The organism is Desulfatiglans sp. (genome assembly GCA_012513605.1).
Taxonomy (GTDB): domain Bacteria; phylum Desulfobacterota; class DSM-4660; order Desulfatiglandales; family HGW-15; genus JAAZBV01.
The window spans coordinates 1-16,603 of record JAAZBV010000010.1 but is presented as its reverse complement, the minus strand read 5'-3'; the positions used below and the strand labels follow the sequence as shown (position 1 = coordinate 16,603).

Below are 16,603 nucleotides of genomic sequence, written 5' to 3'. Positions count from 1 at the left end.
ATATATGTCAAGGAAATTAGAGCAGTACTGGATTGAAATAAGAAGATGCAGAATGTCAGACACCTGAAAGTACCTCATTTATTCTGTCGCACAATTCTGCGGAGATATGAAATCTCATCTCTCCGATACTTATCACCGGTACAACACCGATAAGAGAATTGGTTATAATAAGGCTGTCCGAGTGAGAAAGATCATTAAGTAATATCAACCTTTCTTCTATAGAATAACCATTTGCCTCAAGGATTTTGCAGGTATTCTTTTCCATTACGCCTTTTAAAACATGCTGCGAAGCAGGTCGTAAGACTTTTTGATCTTTTAAAAGGAGTATATTTGCCGTGTTTGTCTCAGAGAGGCTATTGTCAGGGTTGAGTATGAGCGCCTCATCGAAGCTGTTTTCCTCTGCCCATTTCCCTGACATATAATAGTAGAGGTAATTAAGTGTCTTGTGATCAGCCACTGGGGTTTGCCGCTGTTCAGGATACACACCCAGTCTCAGACCTTTTTCAGTTTTGCCTGTAAGCCTGTGTTTATATGGTCTGGCTGTTACAATCAGACTATGATTGTATGGAGGGATAATCCTGTCACCACAGGTGGCCATTATTTTTACAGCAACAACAGATTTATCAAGCCTGTTTGCCCTGATTACCTGTCTTATAATCTCATCCCATGTAAGGTCTGGCACAGGTTGATTGAATATTGCTCTCCATGAACTGTTGAACCTTTCAATGTGGTCTTCAAAAAAAAGAATGCGCCCATTGTCTACCCGAATGGTCTCAAAAAGACCATATCCGTATTGAAATCCGAGGTCAGAAATATTTATATTTACCTGTGATAGCGGGTTAAGCGATCCGTTTATCCACGCAAGAGGTTCATGGTTTTTTTTGCTACCATCTGTTTGTAGTGTCTCCATAATGGTTTTTCCCTTGTGAAGGGTTTCAATATACTCATCCAGTGGGTCAGAGTCATAAACAACCCCGCCTCCAAAGGAAAAATAGATCCGGTTATTATGTATAATCGAGGTTCTTATGGCAATGGAAAGATCCATGCTTTTATGAAAGCTTATATATCCTATGGATCCAGTATAAACATGCCTCCTGTTTAGCTCAAGTTCATCTATGATCTCCATTGCCCTTATCTTCGGGCATCCTGTTATAGACCCTCCCGGAAAGGTGGCCTTTAAAAGGTCTGTCTCATCACATCCATTTTTAAGCCTGCCCTCAACAATGCTCACAAGATGATACACATTTTCATAGGTCTCAAGGCGTTTGTGCTCCTTTACCTTTACTGTAGATGCCTCACACACCTTTCCAATGTCATTACGCATAAGGTCAACGATCATGGAGAGTTCTGCCTCATCCTTTTTGCTGTTTACAAGCTGTGATCTGAACCTCTCATCCTCCTCCTCTGTCTTTCCCCTGGGTTTAGTACCCTTTATGGGTCTTGTCTCCACATAGCTTTTCCTGAGGGTAAGAAACCTTTCTGGGGAGGTGGAGACTACCTGATGGTCTCCAGCATTTATAAAGGCAAAAAAGGGCGCAGGGTTTTCATTGTAAAGCTTCATGAAAAGGCTGAAGGGGTCACCTGAATAATCCATTTCGAACCTCTGGGACATGTTAACCTGGTACACATGGCCCGAGGCTATATACTCCCTTATCTTAAGGATTACCTTTTCATATTCCTCCTGTGTAAAATTTGACCTGAAACTGCTGGCTGACCGGCTTTTATAATCTGCGTCAGTATCTCGTATTCTTTCTACGCCGGATAAGAGTATCTTTTCTGCCTCATCAGGTTCTACAAAGGGTTTGCCATCTATTTCTGGCAGGCAAAGGGTATATTGCCCGGAATGTTTATCAAATATAAGTATAATCGATGGGGCATAAAGCGATAATACAGGGAGATTCAGGTCGTTAACAGTTGTCCTTGGCAGTTTTTCCAGGTAGTCCTTGAGATCATATGAAAGATAACCCATTAGGCCTGCCCCGAAAGGGACATCGTGAGGCATGTTATTTATTTTAAATGCAGTCAGTACCCCCTTAAGTATATCAAAAGGATTTCCTTCATATTTATACTCTGTTCCTGATACCTGTAATGTAAAATTATTGCCTTTTCCGGAAAGGCTCATCCATGGCCTTATGCCGAGGATGTGGTATCTTGCACAGTCAAGGCATCCTCCGCTCATAAGTATTACAGTACCTGTTTCTTTTTCAAAAGAGGCTGCTATCTCAGCAAAAGAGATGCCTAGTAAAAACTTTTTGATTCCAACACCGGTTAAGTGCCCGGTAAATTCTCTGATATTTTTCACTTTATAGCCTTAATATTACAGGCGCATTGGGCCCAGATTAAGAAAATTTTTTATAAGCATATCTCCATATTCAGTTAAAAAACTTTCAGGATGAAACTGCACACCATGAAGAGGATGCTCAGGATGTGAAATCCCCATGATTACATTATCCTCACTCATTGCTGTTATGGTTAACTGATCATCTGATGGACATATCATCAATGAATGATATCTTGCAGCAGTGAAGCAGGAAGGAATATTTTTAAAAATCCCATCTCCTTTATGTGTTACCTGACTTGTTTTACCATGCACAGGGACAGGCGCCCTCACGGTTTTTCCACCGAACAGCTCGTTTATGCACTGCATCCCGAGGCATACGCCCAAGACAGGCACATCTTGGTAGAATCTTTCTATTACAGTGATAGAGATGCCTGAATGTGCAGGGTCCTTTGGGCCAGGGCTTATCAGGATGTAATCAGGTTTCAGAGATATTGCCTCTTCAACCGATATCCTATCAGCCCTGTAGACCATTATCTGAAGCCCGTAATCCATAAACATCTGGACAAGATTGTATGTAAAGGAGTCATAGTTATCTATGACCAGTAGTTTTTCCATTTTGAATACCCATATTTATAGCCCTTGCGCAGGGAAATTACACGGCATCGCTCTCAAGAGCCAGGCCGTGGTTATTGTAGCCATTCAATCGGCTACAATAAAAAAAGCCATCCCGACTTTATGAGTCTGGATGGCTTTTGCCTAGTACATAACCCTTTAAAAAGTTTCCTACTATTTTTTTTTATACAGGTCAAGCAATGATCAAAAAATTATAAAAAATTATTTGACATTGCTTCTTTATAGTGGGAATATGCATTAAAAATTTGATCAAAACAGGAAAACAAGACTTAAATGAATATAAACACTATCAACATTATTGCCGGAAATGCAGTAGAGGTCCTACCTGTCGTAGTAAACCTTCTGGTGCTAGGGGTATACCGCCGGGCATGATAATGGGATAGTAGAATTAATGAACAAATAGAAATCCGTTATCAGGCCCCCTGATAACGGATTTTTATTATTGGAGGCATGATTCTTTTTCAAGCAACGGAGGAATCCCCTGAATGGACAGAGTAATTTTTTTTGATACAACATTGAGAGATGGTGAGCAGTCGCCTGGCGCCAGTATGAATACTGCCGAAAAGGTGCGTCTTGCCACTCAGCTTGAAAAACTTGGAGTGGATGTTATAGAGGCAGGGTTTCCGGCTGCATCTCCTGGTGATTTCGAGGCGGTTCAGGCAATAAGCCAGAAGATGACAAAAATCCAGGTGGCAGGGCTTGCCCGCACCTCAAAGGATGATATAGACAGGGCATGGGGGGCAATAAAGGATGCAGCCCATCCCCGGTTACATACCTTTATTGCGACATCCGATATCCACCTGAAACATAAGCTCAAGATGGATAGAGATCAGGTGATAAAGACCGCCTATGAGTCGGTAAAATATGCCAGGTCCCTTACAGATAATGTGGAATTTTCAGCAGAGGATGCCTCCAGGAGCGACAGGGACTTTTTGTGCAGGGTTCTTGAGGCAGCCATAGATGCTGGCGCAACAACTGTCAATATACCTGATACAGTGGGTTATGCACTGCCTAATGAGTTCGGTGAGTTGATAAGCTATATTAAAGGGCATACGAAAAATATCGGCAGGGCAGTAATAAGCGTCCACTGTCACAATGACCTTGGTCTTGCTACAGCAAATACAATGGCAGGGCTTATAGCGGGCGCAAGGCAGGCAGAGGTAACAATAAACGGCATTGGCGAAAGGGCAGGAAATACCAGTCTTGAAGAGGTGGCGATGAGTATTCACACCAGGAAGAGCCTGCTTAATCTTGACAGTATTATTAACACACATGAGATAGTGCCGACGAGCAGACTGGTATCCATGATAACCGGTATAGTTGTTCAGCCCAACAAGGCTATTGTAGGCGCTAACGCTTTTGCCCATGAGGCCGGGATACACCAGGACGGTGTGCTTAAAAACAGGATGACATATGAAATTATGGAGCCTGCCACAGTGGGTTTAACATCAAACAGGCTGGTGCTGGGCAAACATTCCGGCAGACATGCCTTTCGAGACAAGCTCAAGGACCTGGGTTATGATCTCACAAAGGAAGAGATTGACAACCTTTTTATCAAAATGAAAGAGCTGGCTGATAAGAAAAAGGATCTGCTTGATGAAGATATTGATGCACTTATTGCAGAAGAGCATCTCAGGGTCCCGGATATATACAAACTCGATTATCTGAATGTGGTGAGTGGAACAGTCACTATCCCCACTGCTACAGTTATTCTTTTCATAGAAGGGGTAAAGACACAAAGTTCAGGTTTCGGTATGGGCCCTATAGATGCAACCTATAATACTATTGCAAAGATGACCGGTACGAAGTCAACCCTTGTCAGGTTTTCCGTAAACTCCATTACCGGTGGTATGGACGCACAGGGCGAAGTTACGGTAAGGCTGGAGGAAGGCGGAATGCTGGCACTTGGAAAGGGAACTGATCCTGATATTATCACTGCTGCGGCAAAGGCATATATAAACGGGCTAAACAGGTTAAAATATCTAAAAAGAAATCCTTCCATAGATGCACAGGAACGAAGCTTATAAAAAAAGGAGAAAAATTAAATGGGAATGACCATTACTGAAAAGATTCTGGCAGCGCATTCGGGTAAAAACAGTGTTAAACCCGGAGACCTGCTCCAGGCAAAGGTTGATCTTGCGTTAACTAATGATGTAACTGCACCACTGGCAATAAAGGTCTTTTATGAGGTGGGAAGAAGCGATGTCTTTGACAGGGATAAGATTGCGCTTGTGCCTGATCACTTTGTGCCGAACAAGGATATACCTTCAGCGGCACAGGCAAAGATCATGCGTGATTTTGCCAGAAAGCACAATATCAAAAACTACTTTGAGGTGGGCGATATGGGTATTGAGCATGTTATCCTGCCAGAAAAGGGGCTTGTTATCCCTGGTGACCTGGTGATAGGCGCGGACAGCCATACATGTACATACGGCGCTGTAGGGGCCTTTTCAACAGGTGTGGGCAGCACTGACCTGGGTGTAATAATGGCTACAGGCGAGGTATGGCTTAAGGTCCCTCCAACAATAAAGGTGGTTTTTACAGGCAAACTGCAGAAATGGGTGGGTGGAAAGGATCTCATAATCCACCTTATTGGTAAACTTGGTGTGGAGGGGGCCAATTACAGGGCAATAGAGTTTACCGGGCCTGTTGTGAAGGAACTCTCAATGGAGAACAGGTTTACCATGTCAAACATGGCAATAGAATGTGGGGCAAAGAACGGGATCTTTGAGGCGGATGAAATCACTATGGATTATGTCAAAGGCCGGACAACAAGAAAGCCTGTAATATACAACGCAGACCCTGATGCAAATTATGAAAGGGAGATCAATGTCGATGTAACTGAAATCGGCCCGCAGGTAGCATGGCCACATTCGCCTGATAATGTAAGGCCTGTTTCAGAATCAGGCAGTGTAAAGCTTGATCAGGTATTTATAGGTTCATGTACCAACGGCAGGCTTGAAGATTTGGCTCAGGCTGCTGAAATATTAAAAGGTAGAAAAAAAGCGGATGGACTGAGGCTTATTGTAATCCCGGGCTCTCAGCTGATCTATAAACAGGCCATACAGCAGGGCATAATTGAGACATTTCTGGACGCGGGGGCAACAATCGGCCCTCCCACATGCGGTCCCTGCCTTGGAGGGCATATGGGGATATTAACAAAAGGTGAAAAATGTGCATCTACAAGTAACAGGAATTTTTTAGGCAGGATGGGTGATATAGGCAGTGAAGTATACCTGGTGGGGCCTGCGGTTGCGGCTGCATCAGCTATTCTGGGCCGTATAGGCTCACCTGAAGAGATATAACCGGAAAGGAGAATATTATGAATATAAAAGGAAAGGTCTGGAAGTTTGGTGACAACATAGATACTGATGTGATTATCCCTGCCCGGTTTCTGAACGTATCTGACAAGGATATACTTGCAAAGAACTGTTTTGCGGATCTAAGGCCGGAGTTCGGCTGTAGCGTTGTAAAGGGAGATGTTATAGTAGGTGGCAGCAATTTCGGATGCGGATCATCAAGGGAGCATGCCCCTCTTGCTATCAAGGCAGCAGGGATAGGTGTTATTGTTGCAAAAAGTTTTGCAAGGATCTTTTACAGAAATGCCTTTAACATAGGTCTCCCCATACTTGAGTCTAAAGAGGCAGTGGAGGCAATTATGGATGGCGATACTGTCAGCGTTGATCTCATTTCGGGGGAAATAACAAATGTGAATAAAGGTGTTAAATACCAGGCAAGCCCCATACCCGATTTTATGCGGGCAATAATAGATGCTGGCGGCCTGGTTGAGTATGTTAAAAAACAATGATCAATGAACAGCGAACAATGATAATTGATCATTGTTAACTGATAATTGAAAAAGGGGGTGGTTATCATCAAGATTAAAGGTGCAGAGATATTAATAAAGGCCCTCGAAGACGAGGGTGTGGAAATAATCTTCGGATTCCCGGGTGGGGCTGTTATAGATATCTATGATGAGCTGATAAAGAGTGAAAAGATAAAACATATTCTTGTGCGTCACGAGCAGGCAGCCGTTCATGCTGCTGATGGCTATGCAAGGGCAGTCAGTAAACCAGGGGTCTGTCTTGTTACATCCGGCCCGGGGGCTACTAATACTGTAACGGGCATTGCGTCCGCCTATTGTGATTCTATCCCGATGGTTATTCTTACAGGCCAGGTAAATACCAGTCTGATAGGTAATGATGCCTTTCAGGAGGTAGACATAGTTGGCATAACAAGGCCATGCACAAAGCATAACTATCTTGTAAAGGATATAAAGGATCTGGCAAAGACCATAAAGGAGGCTTTTTATATAGCAACAACAGGTAGGCCTGGTCCTGTTCTTGTGGATATCCCAAAGGATGTTGTGCAGGCTTTTGCAGAATACAAACCCTTGAAGGCCATTAAAATGAGGTCATACAACCCGACCTATGAGCCCAACATGAAACAGCTTGGCAGGGTTGTTGAGATGATTAAAAACGCTAAAAGACCGCTTATTTTTGGCGGCGGCGGAATTATTCTTTCCAGGGCATCAAAGGAGCTGATAAAGTTTGCACGAAAGATTCAGGCCCCGGTAACAACGACCCTTATGGGGCTTGGTGCATATCCGGCATCAGACCCTTTATGGCTTGGAATGCTTGGAATGCACGGTACCTACAGGGCCAATATGTCAACTGCGGAGTGCGACCTCCTTATTTCTATCGGTGTAAGGTTTGACGACAGGGTTACAGGGAAGACCTCTACCTTTGCTTCAAAGGCAAAGATAGTGCACATTGATATTGATCCCACATCCATAAGCAAGAATATTGCTGTTCACACACCCATAGTGGGTGACTGCAAAATATCCCTTGAAAGGCTGAACGGGCTTCTTGGCGAGGAAGATTTTAAAGGAATAAAGGCATCAAGGAAATCCTGGCTTGATCAGATAGAGATGTGGAAATCCACTAAACCCCTTGCTTATGAACAGGGAGATATAATAAAGCCTCAGTTCGTAGTGGAAAAGATATTTGAGATAACAAAGGGGGATGCAATAATAACAACTGAGGTTGGTCAGAACCAGATGTGGGCCGCACAATTTTATAACTTTGATAAACCCAATTGTTTTATAACTTCAGGCGGCCTTGGTGTTATGGGGTTTGGTCTTCCTGCCGCCATAGGTGCACAGGTTGCATGCCCTGACAAGCTTGTTATCGATATTGCCGGAGATGGCAGCATCCAGATGAATATACAGGAGATGGCCACTGCAATGCAGTTCAATCTGCCTGTGAAGATCGCTATCCTCAACAATGGTTATCTTGGAATGGTGCGTCAGTGGCAGGAGCTTTTCTATAAAAAATGCTATTCCTGTACAGAGATGTCTCATACACCGGATTTTGTTAAATTGGCTGAAGCATTCGGGGCTGTGGGGTTAAGGGCAACAAAACCTGAGGAGGTTGTGCCTGTGCTCAAAAAGGCATTTGCATCGGATAAGCCTGTGATAATGGATTTTGTTGTTGAGCGTGAAGAGGGCGTTTACCCGATGGTACCCTCAGGGGCAGATATCACAGAGATGCTGCTTGTATAGGTAAAAACGGTTTATGGAAATTTGATGCTTTTTTAACAGGAGTGAAGTCCATGAATAATGAAACAGAGAATAAAAAGCATATCCTCTCATTGCTTGTTGAGAATGAACTGGGAGTCCTTTCAAGGATATCCGGTCTCTTCAGCGGAAGGGGGTTTAATATAGAAAGCCTCTGTGTGGCAGAGACAAACGAAGAGAACATCTCCCGTGTTACGCTTGTTACCACAGGGGACATGTTTATCCTTGAGCAGATCAAGAAACAGCTTAACAAGCTTATCTCTGTTGTGAAGGTGCTTGAGTTTACAGGCACCCCCTTTGTGCAGAGGGAGCTGGTGCTGATCAAGATCAAGGCAAAACAGGAGAGCAAGGCGGAAATACTGCGGCTGGTGGATATCTTCAGGTCAAGGATTATTGATGTAAGCCCTGAATGCTATACCATTGAGGTGACAGGCAGCGAAGACAAGATTACCGCAATGCTCGATCTTTTACGCCCATTTGGAATCAAGGAAATCGCCCGTACAGGAGCAATAGCGCTTGCAAGAGAGAAAAAATAGGTATATGTGAGACATACATCATTTGTTATATTTATATTTATACTTAATCTAAATATATATTATTAATAATTACAATATTATAATTAAATACACTTAAGGAGGATAATAAATGGCAAGGATTAATTTTGGAGGAGTTGAAGAAGAGGTCACCACAGTTGATGAGTTTTCTCTGGCAAAGGCAAGAGAGATACTCAAGGATGAGGTAATAGCGGTTATAGGTTATGGGGTTCAGGGCCCAGGCCAGTCCCTTAATATGAAGGACAACGGTTTTAATGTTATTATTGGCCAGTCAAAAGAGTATATGGCTGACTGGGACAGGGCGGTTGCAGATGGATGGGTTCCCGGGAAAACACTCTTTGAGATTGAGGAGGCAGCAAAACGCGGGACAATTATCCAGATGCTCGTAACAGATGCGGCCCAGAAGACTATTTATCCTACTATTAAAAAATGTCTTAATCCGGGTGATGCACTCTATTTTTCACACGGGTTTTCAATAGTGTACAAGGAGCAGACGGAGGTTATTCCCCCTGCTGATGTTGATGTTATTCTTGTTGCACCAAAGGGCTCAGGCACATCGGTCAGAAGAAATTTCCTGTCAGGCGCAGGCATCAACTCAAGTTATGCCGTGTTTCAGGATTACACAGGCAGGGCAGAGGAGAGGACAAAGGCGGTTGGCATTGCAATAGGTTCAGGTTATCTCTTCCCCACAACCTTTGAGAAGGAGGTACACAGTGACCTTGTTGGTGAGAGAGGCGTTCTTATGGGATGTCTTGCCGGCACAATGGAGGCACAGTATAATGTGTTAAGGAAAAATGGCCACAGTCCGAGCGAAGCATTTAATGAAACAGTAGAAGAGCTTACCCAGAGCCTGATCCGCCTTGTTGATGAAAACGGTATGGACTGGATGTATGCAAACTGCAGCGCCACAGCACAGAGGGGGGCGCTTGACTGGAAGGATCGTTTCCGTGATGCAGTAGCCCCTGTATTTGATGCCCTGTATGATAGTGTTAAGACGGGCAAGGAGACAGAGATAGTCATGAAGGCTAACAGCGCACCGGATTACAAGGAAAAGCTTCGTGTAGAACTTGACAGGATCAAGAATTCCGAGATGTGGCAGGCGGGAGCTGCTGTCAGAAAACTCAGGCCTGAAAACAGAAAGAAATAAAATTTTTCTAATTGGATAAAAATAGCGGTCTGTTTATTGGCCGCTATTTTTTTATCTTTATGGCCTGGTTATCTATGGTATTAATGCAATGATCTAAATAATAACTTGTTATTGTTAACCACGGAGAACACAGAGGTCACGGAGATTTATCTTTTAGTTTTACTCTGTGTTCTCCGTGCTCTCCGTGGTGAAAAAAATATTGTATTTTCACCAATGAATTCTTATGGCTTTTGCTTAAAGAAAAGGAATAAATAATGGGATGGTTTGGCAAACTTACCCTTGGGACACTCGGGCTTTTTATGGGAGGACCTCTTGGGGCTATAGCAGGGGCTGTGCTTGGACATCACCTTTTTGACAGGGAATATCGGGCTGAACCGGAGACACTCCCCTTTGGGCAGGCTGATCAGGCACAGGCAGCCTATTTTGTATGCCTCTTTTCTATCCTTTCCAAGATGGCCAAGGCAGATGGTATTGTAACCAGGGAGGAAATTAATGTTGTTGATCGGTTTCTTTCCACCCTGAGGATTCCGGAAGATGAGAAACAGTTTGCGCGTAATATTTTCAACGAAGCAAAAAAATCACCCTACACCATAGATGATTTTGCCTCACAGTTATACCAGATGAATCAGGTCCAGCCGACAGTGCTTGTCTCTTTTATGGATCTTCTTTTTAAACTAGCATCTGCTGATGGTATACTTCATGAATCAGAAGAGGCCGCATTATCCAGGTTGAAGCAAACATTCAGGATCAGCGATGCCCAGTTTAATAATCTTAAGTCTGTCCACTTCAGGCAGAGCGATATGTATTACAGAATATTAAACTGCACCAAGGAAAACCCTGATGATGAAATAAAGGCAAATTACAGGAAGCTGGTTAAGGAGTACCATCCTGATATGATTATTTCAAAGGGTATGCCTCCCGAATTTGTTGAAGAGGCTACAAAAAAATTTCAGGAGATTCAGGAGGCATATGAGAAAGTAAGGGAGGAGAGGGGGTTCTGATAAAAATTTCCTGGAATCTTGGTAAAGAAATCAGACCATGAAACTTCCCACCATTTCATGAAGTCTGGATGCCAGTTTTTCCAGTTCTGCAACATGGTTTTTTACCTCTGAACTACCGTCAGAGATCTCGGAAACACGGCTGTTAATATCTAAAATATCGCCTGTAATCTCCTTTGTTACATTTGAACTTTCAGATACATTCCTGTGTACCTCCTGGATACCTGCTGCTGCCTGAGAGACATTCTCTGCAATCTTCTTTGTCGTCTCTGATTGTTCTTCTATTGCTATCGATATCTCTGTAACAATCCTGCTTACATTATCGATAACCATTGAAATTTCATTTATCTGTATTGTTGCATCAGATGATGATGATTGTATCCCTGCCACCTTTTCTTTGATGTCTTTTGTGGCCTGAGCTGTCTGCTTGGCTAGTTCTTTGATCTCATTAGCCACAACCGCAAACCCTTTTCCTGCCTCACCTGCACGGGCAGCCTCTATGGTTGCGTTCAGGGCCAGAAGATTGGTCTGATCCGAGATATCATCAATGGCCTCGGTCGCCTTTCCTATGTCTATCGCTGCTGTACCGAATCTCTCTATTTTCGATGACGCCTCCTTTGCCTTTGTAACGGCATCCAGTGTTATAGACTGGGCTTTCTCGCAATTCTTTGATATCTCGGTGATGGTTGTCGGTATCTCTTCGGTGCCGATAGCAACCCTGTCCATGTTTGAGGCGATCTCTTTACTTGCGGCTGCAAGAATACCTATATTACCGCTCATCTGCTCTGCTGCCGCAGCAACCTCTGATGCCCGTGATGAAATCTGCTGTGTCCCATCTGAAAGTTGAGATGAGACATTCGAGAGAACCCCTGAAGAAGATACAAGGGTTTTTACGCCCTGGCCAATATCTGTGATCATCTCGCCAACAGTCTTACGCACATTGTTTACTTCCTCTGCCATTATGCCTATTTCATCTTTTTTATCGATTTTCACGTCAGATCTGTAATCTCCTGATGACATCTGCTGCAGGTTTTTCATAATCAAACTCAGAGGTTTTATAATTATGATTCGCAAAAAAACTAACAATATATAGGAGATAATAAGTGTAACAGCAGAAACGCCCAGTATACTACTGTAAATAAGGGTGCTCAATTCATGGTTTAAATACTCTTTTGTAAGCCCGATCTGGAGTGTGGCAATCTTCTTGTTTTCATAAGTTATACCTATCTCTTTAACCCGATCTGCGTTATTCAGGAGTTCCTTAACCTCAACCGGTTTTCCCGATTCATCTTTTTGGAGTGCTTCAAAGATCTTTTTTGTAGTTCCTTCAAAAATTGTCAGGCAGCAGACCCTTTTATCTGCCATCTCCGCCTCAAGAATAGCCTTTGCACTGCCATTATCCATATTCCAGATCGGATCGGCTAATATTACAGATAGCCTTGATGCAATGCTCTCTTCAAGGGTAGACATCTCCTGGTTCAGTCTGTTATTGGTGTTAATATAGTCATAGACTGCATAGATTAGCAGATTTATCATCACCACAATAACAATGATGCTTATGACCTTGAACTGTATACCCTGTATATTTGTTAAAAGAGCTCTGCTTTTAGACAATTTCATACCCCGTTCTCTATTCTTTAAGCCCGTATTTTTCCAGTATCTTTTTCAATTCTCCGGATGCTCTCATCTCTTTCAACCCTTTTGAGAGTATCTCTGCATATTTCTTTGATGTTTCTTTTACAGGTGAAAAGGCAATGGTGATGTTATCAGGTTCGCCCACAACGCCAGCCTCTTCAAATTTCCCGTTCATACCCAGTGATGCGGCCTTCATTTCAAATACTGAGGCATCTTCAATTGTTGCATCAATACGTCCTGCTTCAAGTTTTTTGATATTGAGTTCAAGGGCATTGGCATTTTTTATTGTATGAACATTTTCTTTGCCGCTGTTTTTTTCTATATATGAGTCAATCTCATCATCATAGGCGTAGCCACTTATTACACCGAATCTGATATTATCAAGTGAGGTTATATCCTTATAGCGCCAGGCATTTTCCTTTTTAACAAAAAAGGTCATCTGCTGATTGATAAATGTCTCTTCTGGGAAAATAAAATCAGGGGCGTCATCCACGGCAGCGCCGACAATTCCATCTATCCTCCCCTGTCTTGCCTCTTCTATACTCCTTTCCCATGTCCAGCCCTTGCACTGATAATCTACAGTAAACCCAGCCTTTGTAAAAATGGTTTTGACCACCTCTATCATGTATCCGGGTTTTGCTGATTCCGGCTCTGCATTATATGGTTCCCAGATATCTGCCCTTAACGTGATCACCTCACCACCGTATATATTTGAGGTAGCCAGTAATACACAAACGAGGTATAAAAATAGTCTTTTTTTCATAATTTCCCTCTCCAATCTGCTGTTTTTAAAGTGCCCTGATTTTACCTGAAAACAGCTGTTTTAAAATTTATTAATATAAAACTGTAAATTGACCAAGGAAAATAAGATACTTATGCAAAATCTTTACCAAATAACAAGGGATGTTAAAAAAATTGGGTGATTAATATGCTACCTGATGCAGATTGAAGTTGATACTACTTTTTACCGATTTTTATCGTATTAAAACTAATTTTTATTAATTATTAGTTGGAGATACCATTTTTAAATAACAATTTTTATGTTGGTAATAATGGCATAAGGTTATTATTTTGGCGCTTATTAAAAAAGGGGAGTTAAAACCCGGTTTATCATATTTAGACCCGGGTTGGATTCGATCCAGTAAAAATATCAGGAAAGGTGATAATACAATAAAAAATGGAATCCAGTTGAATAATCTGAAACCCTGTTATTTTTTAAAAATCGATAAAAAGGATTTTCTCATTCCCAAAACCGTTTTTTCGTTTTTCAGTATGATCTCAAGCTCTCCAGGGTCAAGATGAATAGCGCCACAGTTTTCATTGACACATATATCGATTTTTATTTCGCCCCTGTCGACCTCTACCAGGCTTTTTGTCCCACATCGAAAACAGTGTTCAGCATGGGTTTTTCGGTACTCCCTGTCTGCTTCCTCCTTGTTTTTTTCTCTGAGTTTGCGGATAAGTTTTGCGTCCTCCTCCTTAAAATGAAGATCTTCATGACCGGGTTTCCCTTTTAAATAGACCTTTACATGATCGCTCATTTTCGATTCTCCTGATATTTTGCTTTTGAGTGATTTTTCACCTCTGTTTATTTTTTTAAACAGAGGTGAAAAATATAATTATTATGTTATAGCTGTTCTTCAAGAAGCTGTACGCTCTCATTAAAATCAAAATCCCTGGGGTTTCCCTGGCGTGCAAAGTCATTCTCATACTGGTTCTTAACGATATGGGGGATATCCTCTTTTTTTATCCCGAACTGTTCTTTAAGACCTCCTGATTTGATGCCCAGGTCATTAAGCAATCTTTCTGTTTCACAGAACCACATATCAGATGCCTCCATCTTGGTCATGCCTGTTGTATCTACACCCATAGCCCTTGCCATCTCGGCGAATTTTTCAGGCACACATTTCTGATTGTATCTTTCAATACCAAGGGTTACCACTGCATTTGCTAAGCCATGATGAATATCATAGAGTACAGAGAGGCCATGGCCCAGGCCATGCACAATACCGACGCCACCTCCAAACCCCAGTGCAACACCGGCAGAACATGATGCCCAGCAGATGTTTTCGCATGCCTTATAGTTCATTTTGTTATATGTAAATTCCCTCAGGTTTTCTGCAATAAGTTTAATCACGTGTATCATTGCACCCTGGTTAAGGGGAGATGAAAGCTTGCATACATATGATTCAAAGGCATGGGAGAAGGCATCAAAGCCTGTCCATGCAATAAGGTTTGCAGGCATCAGGCGGATCAGAGCAGGGTCATTCAGGGCGCAGCTTGGTGCAAGGTTGGGTACCACGCAGAACATCTTTGCCCTGTTTTTGGTATCTATAATAGCCCCTCCCATTGTAGATTCAGCGCCTGTCCCAGCAGTTGTATTAACGCTGATCTGCGGAATCTTATTGGGCTTGAACCTGCCAATGACCTCCATCCAGGGAGGATCGACCCTTGCAGCCATATCGCACAGGTTTGCGCCGGGATTTGTTGCCAGTGCCCTTACGCCTTTTCCTGTGTCATGTGAGCTGCCTCCACCGACAGATACAACACCGTCACAACCGGCATTCTTGAATACCTCTGCTGCCTCATAGACCTCGGTATCTCTCGGGTTTGATGATACCTTGTCATAAACGGTTGTTGATATGCCATGATGCCTGAGTATGCCTACAATTTCATCGACAATCCCTGTGCCTTTTAAGCCTGTGGTGGTAATCAGGGCATTTTTTATCCCTGCCTTTTTAGCCTCGTCTGCAACCATCTCATGAGCGCCCCAACCGACAATAACACCGCCGATCCTGTCATTGTATGTCAATGGGAACTGAACCATCTGCTTGTTAATCATTGCCTATCTCCTTGATAAAATTAAGAAATAATTATGGGACTATTTTCAGCCTGTGAGTATAGAAAAAATAGTTTTATGGGTCAAATTAAATCTACTTTTTTCCCTTGCATTTTTTCCATATCAAGCCTAAAAAATATTAAAAACATCATTTCAGGTACAAAAAAGGAGACAAAACACATGGGAAAAAAAATTAAAATCATCAGTTTCTATTTTTCAGCTTTGTTTTTTTTGGTATTGATTGGAGGTTGTGTCACCACTAGTACTAATTATGCTGTCAGTTACTATCCAGACACCATTCAGACGACTCCTGTTACTCAATTGGTGAAGGTTATCATTCCGGAAATGGAAAAGATCGTTATGATTGATGGTCAGAAGGTACGATCTGCAGCAACCATGTATGTTTTGCCAGGAAAGCACACATATACCTTTAAGGTTAAATACCGCTCTTCTACCTACTGTAATGGCCCTTTTTACGGGGAGAAGGCAGACCCTAAAAAGGATTTTAAACTTAAGGATGGTGAGGTGAGCAGCGTCGTTGGTATGGATGGGAACTATGAAATCGATGCCTCTGCGAATGCAGGCCAGACTATCCAGTTTATAGTTAAGGCCAAGCCTGACTGCAAGTCCAAGATTGATGAGTACTTTAAAATAGAAGTAACCGATTAATTTAAATCTAAAAACTTTCGTTTTTAGATTTAAGTGTTCAGCTTTCAGCAATAGGCTTTCAAACCATTAAGTTAGCCGACAGCTGATAGTTGAATGCTGAATACCTTATTCAGACTTTAATTCTTGTCTTATGGTCACAAACCAAATTTTATATTTGATTATAAATAATATTTAATCGACAGAAGAGTATTGGTTATAATTATGATTATGCGAACATTAATACCATTGATTTTATTATTATCAGTTTTCGTGGCACCTGTATTTTCAGC

Annotated in this window: 14 protein-coding genes; 8 read left to right on the top strand and 6 right to left on the bottom strand. The window is 42.4% G+C overall.

Annotation, left to right across the window (positions count from 1 at the left end):
- Positions 1–55 precede the first annotated feature (55 nt).
- Entirely contained in the window at positions 56–2,302 is a 2,247-nt protein-coding gene (gene pabB / locus GX654_01080) for an aminodeoxychorismate synthase component I (GenBank protein NLD35443.1), read from the bottom strand.
- Positions 2,303–2,317: 15 nt separating this feature from the next.
- The gene (locus GX654_01075) at positions 2,318–2,896 is read right to left on the bottom strand and encodes an aminodeoxychorismate/anthranilate synthase component II (protein NLD35442.1); all 579 of its coding nucleotides are present in this window, start codon (positions 2,894–2,896) and stop codon (positions 2,318–2,320) included.
- A gap of 503 nt (positions 2,897–3,399) precedes the next feature.
- Here GX654_01075 and GX654_01070 point away from each other — a divergent pair.
- The 7 genes from GX654_01070 (at position 3,400) to djlA (ending at position 11,194) form a co-directional block, all read left to right on the top strand.
- Positions 3,400–4,941, top strand: coding sequence for a 2-isopropylmalate synthase (locus tag GX654_01070; protein NLD35441.1), 1,542 nt, complete (start codon positions 3,400–3,402; stop codon positions 4,939–4,941).
- 18 nt (positions 4,942–4,959) lie between these two features.
- A complete protein-coding gene (leuC, locus tag GX654_01065; protein NLD35440.1) occupies positions 4,960–6,219 on the top strand; it encodes a 3-isopropylmalate dehydratase large subunit in 1,260 nt (419 codons plus the stop codon).
- A 17-nt stretch (positions 6,220–6,236) separates the two neighbouring features.
- Positions 6,237–6,722, top strand: a complete 486-nt coding sequence (locus GX654_01060) for a 3-isopropylmalate dehydratase small subunit (GenBank protein NLD35439.1) — start codon at positions 6,237–6,239, stop codon at positions 6,720–6,722.
- A gap of 66 nt (positions 6,723–6,788) precedes the next feature.
- Complete coding sequence (gene ilvB, locus GX654_01055) at positions 6,789–8,477, top strand: biosynthetic-type acetolactate synthase large subunit (GenBank protein ID NLD35438.1); 1,689 nt, start codon at positions 6,789–6,791, stop codon at positions 8,475–8,477.
- 50 nt (positions 8,478–8,527) lie between these two features.
- A complete protein-coding gene (gene ilvN / locus GX654_01050; GenBank protein NLD35437.1) occupies positions 8,528–9,028 on the top strand; it encodes an acetolactate synthase small subunit in 501 nt (166 codons plus the stop codon).
- Positions 9,029–9,137: 109 nt separating this feature from the next.
- A complete protein-coding gene (ilvC, locus tag GX654_01045; protein NLD35436.1) occupies positions 9,138–10,193 on the top strand; it encodes a ketol-acid reductoisomerase in 1,056 nt (351 codons plus the stop codon).
- A 254-nt stretch (positions 10,194–10,447) separates the two neighbouring features.
- Positions 10,448–11,194 carry a co-chaperone DjlA gene (gene djlA / locus GX654_01040; GenBank protein ID NLD35435.1) on the top strand — a complete coding sequence of 249 codons (747 nt, stop codon included), beginning with the start codon at positions 10,448–10,450 and terminating at the stop codon, positions 11,192–11,194.
- 30 nt (positions 11,195–11,224) lie between these two features.
- On the opposite strand, the gene GX654_01035 is transcribed toward djlA, so the two are convergent.
- The 4 genes from GX654_01035 to GX654_01020 form a co-directional block, all read right to left on the bottom strand.
- Entirely contained in the window at positions 11,225–12,805 is a 1,581-nt protein-coding gene (locus GX654_01035) for a methyl-accepting chemotaxis protein (protein NLD35434.1), read from the bottom strand.
- A gap of 16 nt (positions 12,806–12,821) precedes the next feature.
- Positions 12,822–13,589, bottom strand: a complete 768-nt coding sequence (locus tag GX654_01030) for an amino acid ABC transporter substrate-binding protein (protein ID NLD35433.1) — start codon at positions 13,587–13,589, stop codon at positions 12,822–12,824.
- A gap of 445 nt (positions 13,590–14,034) precedes the next feature.
- On the bottom strand, positions 14,035–14,367 hold the full coding sequence (locus GX654_01025) for a zf-TFIIB domain-containing protein (GenBank protein NLD35432.1): 333 nt from the start codon (positions 14,365–14,367) through the stop codon (positions 14,035–14,037).
- A gap of 86 nt (positions 14,368–14,453) precedes the next feature.
- Complete coding sequence (locus GX654_01020) at positions 14,454–15,668, bottom strand: iron-containing alcohol dehydrogenase (GenBank protein NLD35431.1); 1,215 nt, start codon at positions 15,666–15,668, stop codon at positions 14,454–14,456.
- Between the two features lie 177 nt (positions 15,669–15,845).
- Between GX654_01020 and GX654_01015 the strand changes: the two genes are divergently transcribed.
- Positions 15,846–16,334, top strand: coding sequence for a hypothetical protein (locus tag GX654_01015; GenBank protein ID NLD35430.1), 489 nt, complete (start codon positions 15,846–15,848; stop codon positions 16,332–16,334).
- The last annotated feature ends 269 nt before the right edge of the window (positions 16,335–16,603 follow it).

Excerpts from the sequence above, each read along its gene's own strand:
- ilvN (NLD35437.1), top strand. The coding sequence starts at position 8,528 with ATGAATAATGAAACAGAGAATAAAAAGCATATCCTCTCATTGCTTGTT.
- GX654_01075 (NLD35442.1), bottom strand. The coding sequence starts at position 2,896 with ATGGAAAAACTACTGGTCATAGATAACTATGACTCCTTTACATACAAT.
- GX654_01060 (NLD35439.1), top strand. The coding sequence starts at position 6,237 with ATGAATATAAAAGGAAAGGTCTGGAAGTTTGGTGACAACATAGATACT.
- ilvC (NLD35436.1), top strand. The coding sequence starts at position 9,138 with ATGGCAAGGATTAATTTTGGAGGAGTTGAAGAAGAGGTCACCACAGTT.
- djlA (NLD35435.1), top strand. The coding sequence starts at position 10,448 with ATGGGATGGTTTGGCAAACTTACCCTTGGGACACTCGGGCTTTTTATG.
- GX654_01020 (NLD35431.1), bottom strand. The coding sequence starts at position 15,668 with ATGATTAACAAGCAGATGGTTCAGTTCCCATTGACATACAATGACAGG.
- GX654_01030 (NLD35433.1), bottom strand. The coding sequence starts at position 13,589 with ATGAAAAAAAGACTATTTTTATACCTCGTTTGTGTATTACTGGCTACC.
- GX654_01015 (NLD35430.1), top strand. The coding sequence starts at position 15,846 with ATGGGAAAAAAAATTAAAATCATCAGTTTCTATTTTTCAGCTTTGTTT.
- GX654_01070 (NLD35441.1), top strand. The coding sequence starts at position 3,400 with ATGGACAGAGTAATTTTTTTTGATACAACATTGAGAGATGGTGAGCAG.
- GX654_01025 (NLD35432.1), bottom strand. The coding sequence starts at position 14,367 with ATGAGCGATCATGTAAAGGTCTATTTAAAAGGGAAACCCGGTCATGAA.
- leuC (NLD35440.1), top strand. The coding sequence starts at position 4,960 with ATGGGAATGACCATTACTGAAAAGATTCTGGCAGCGCATTCGGGTAAA.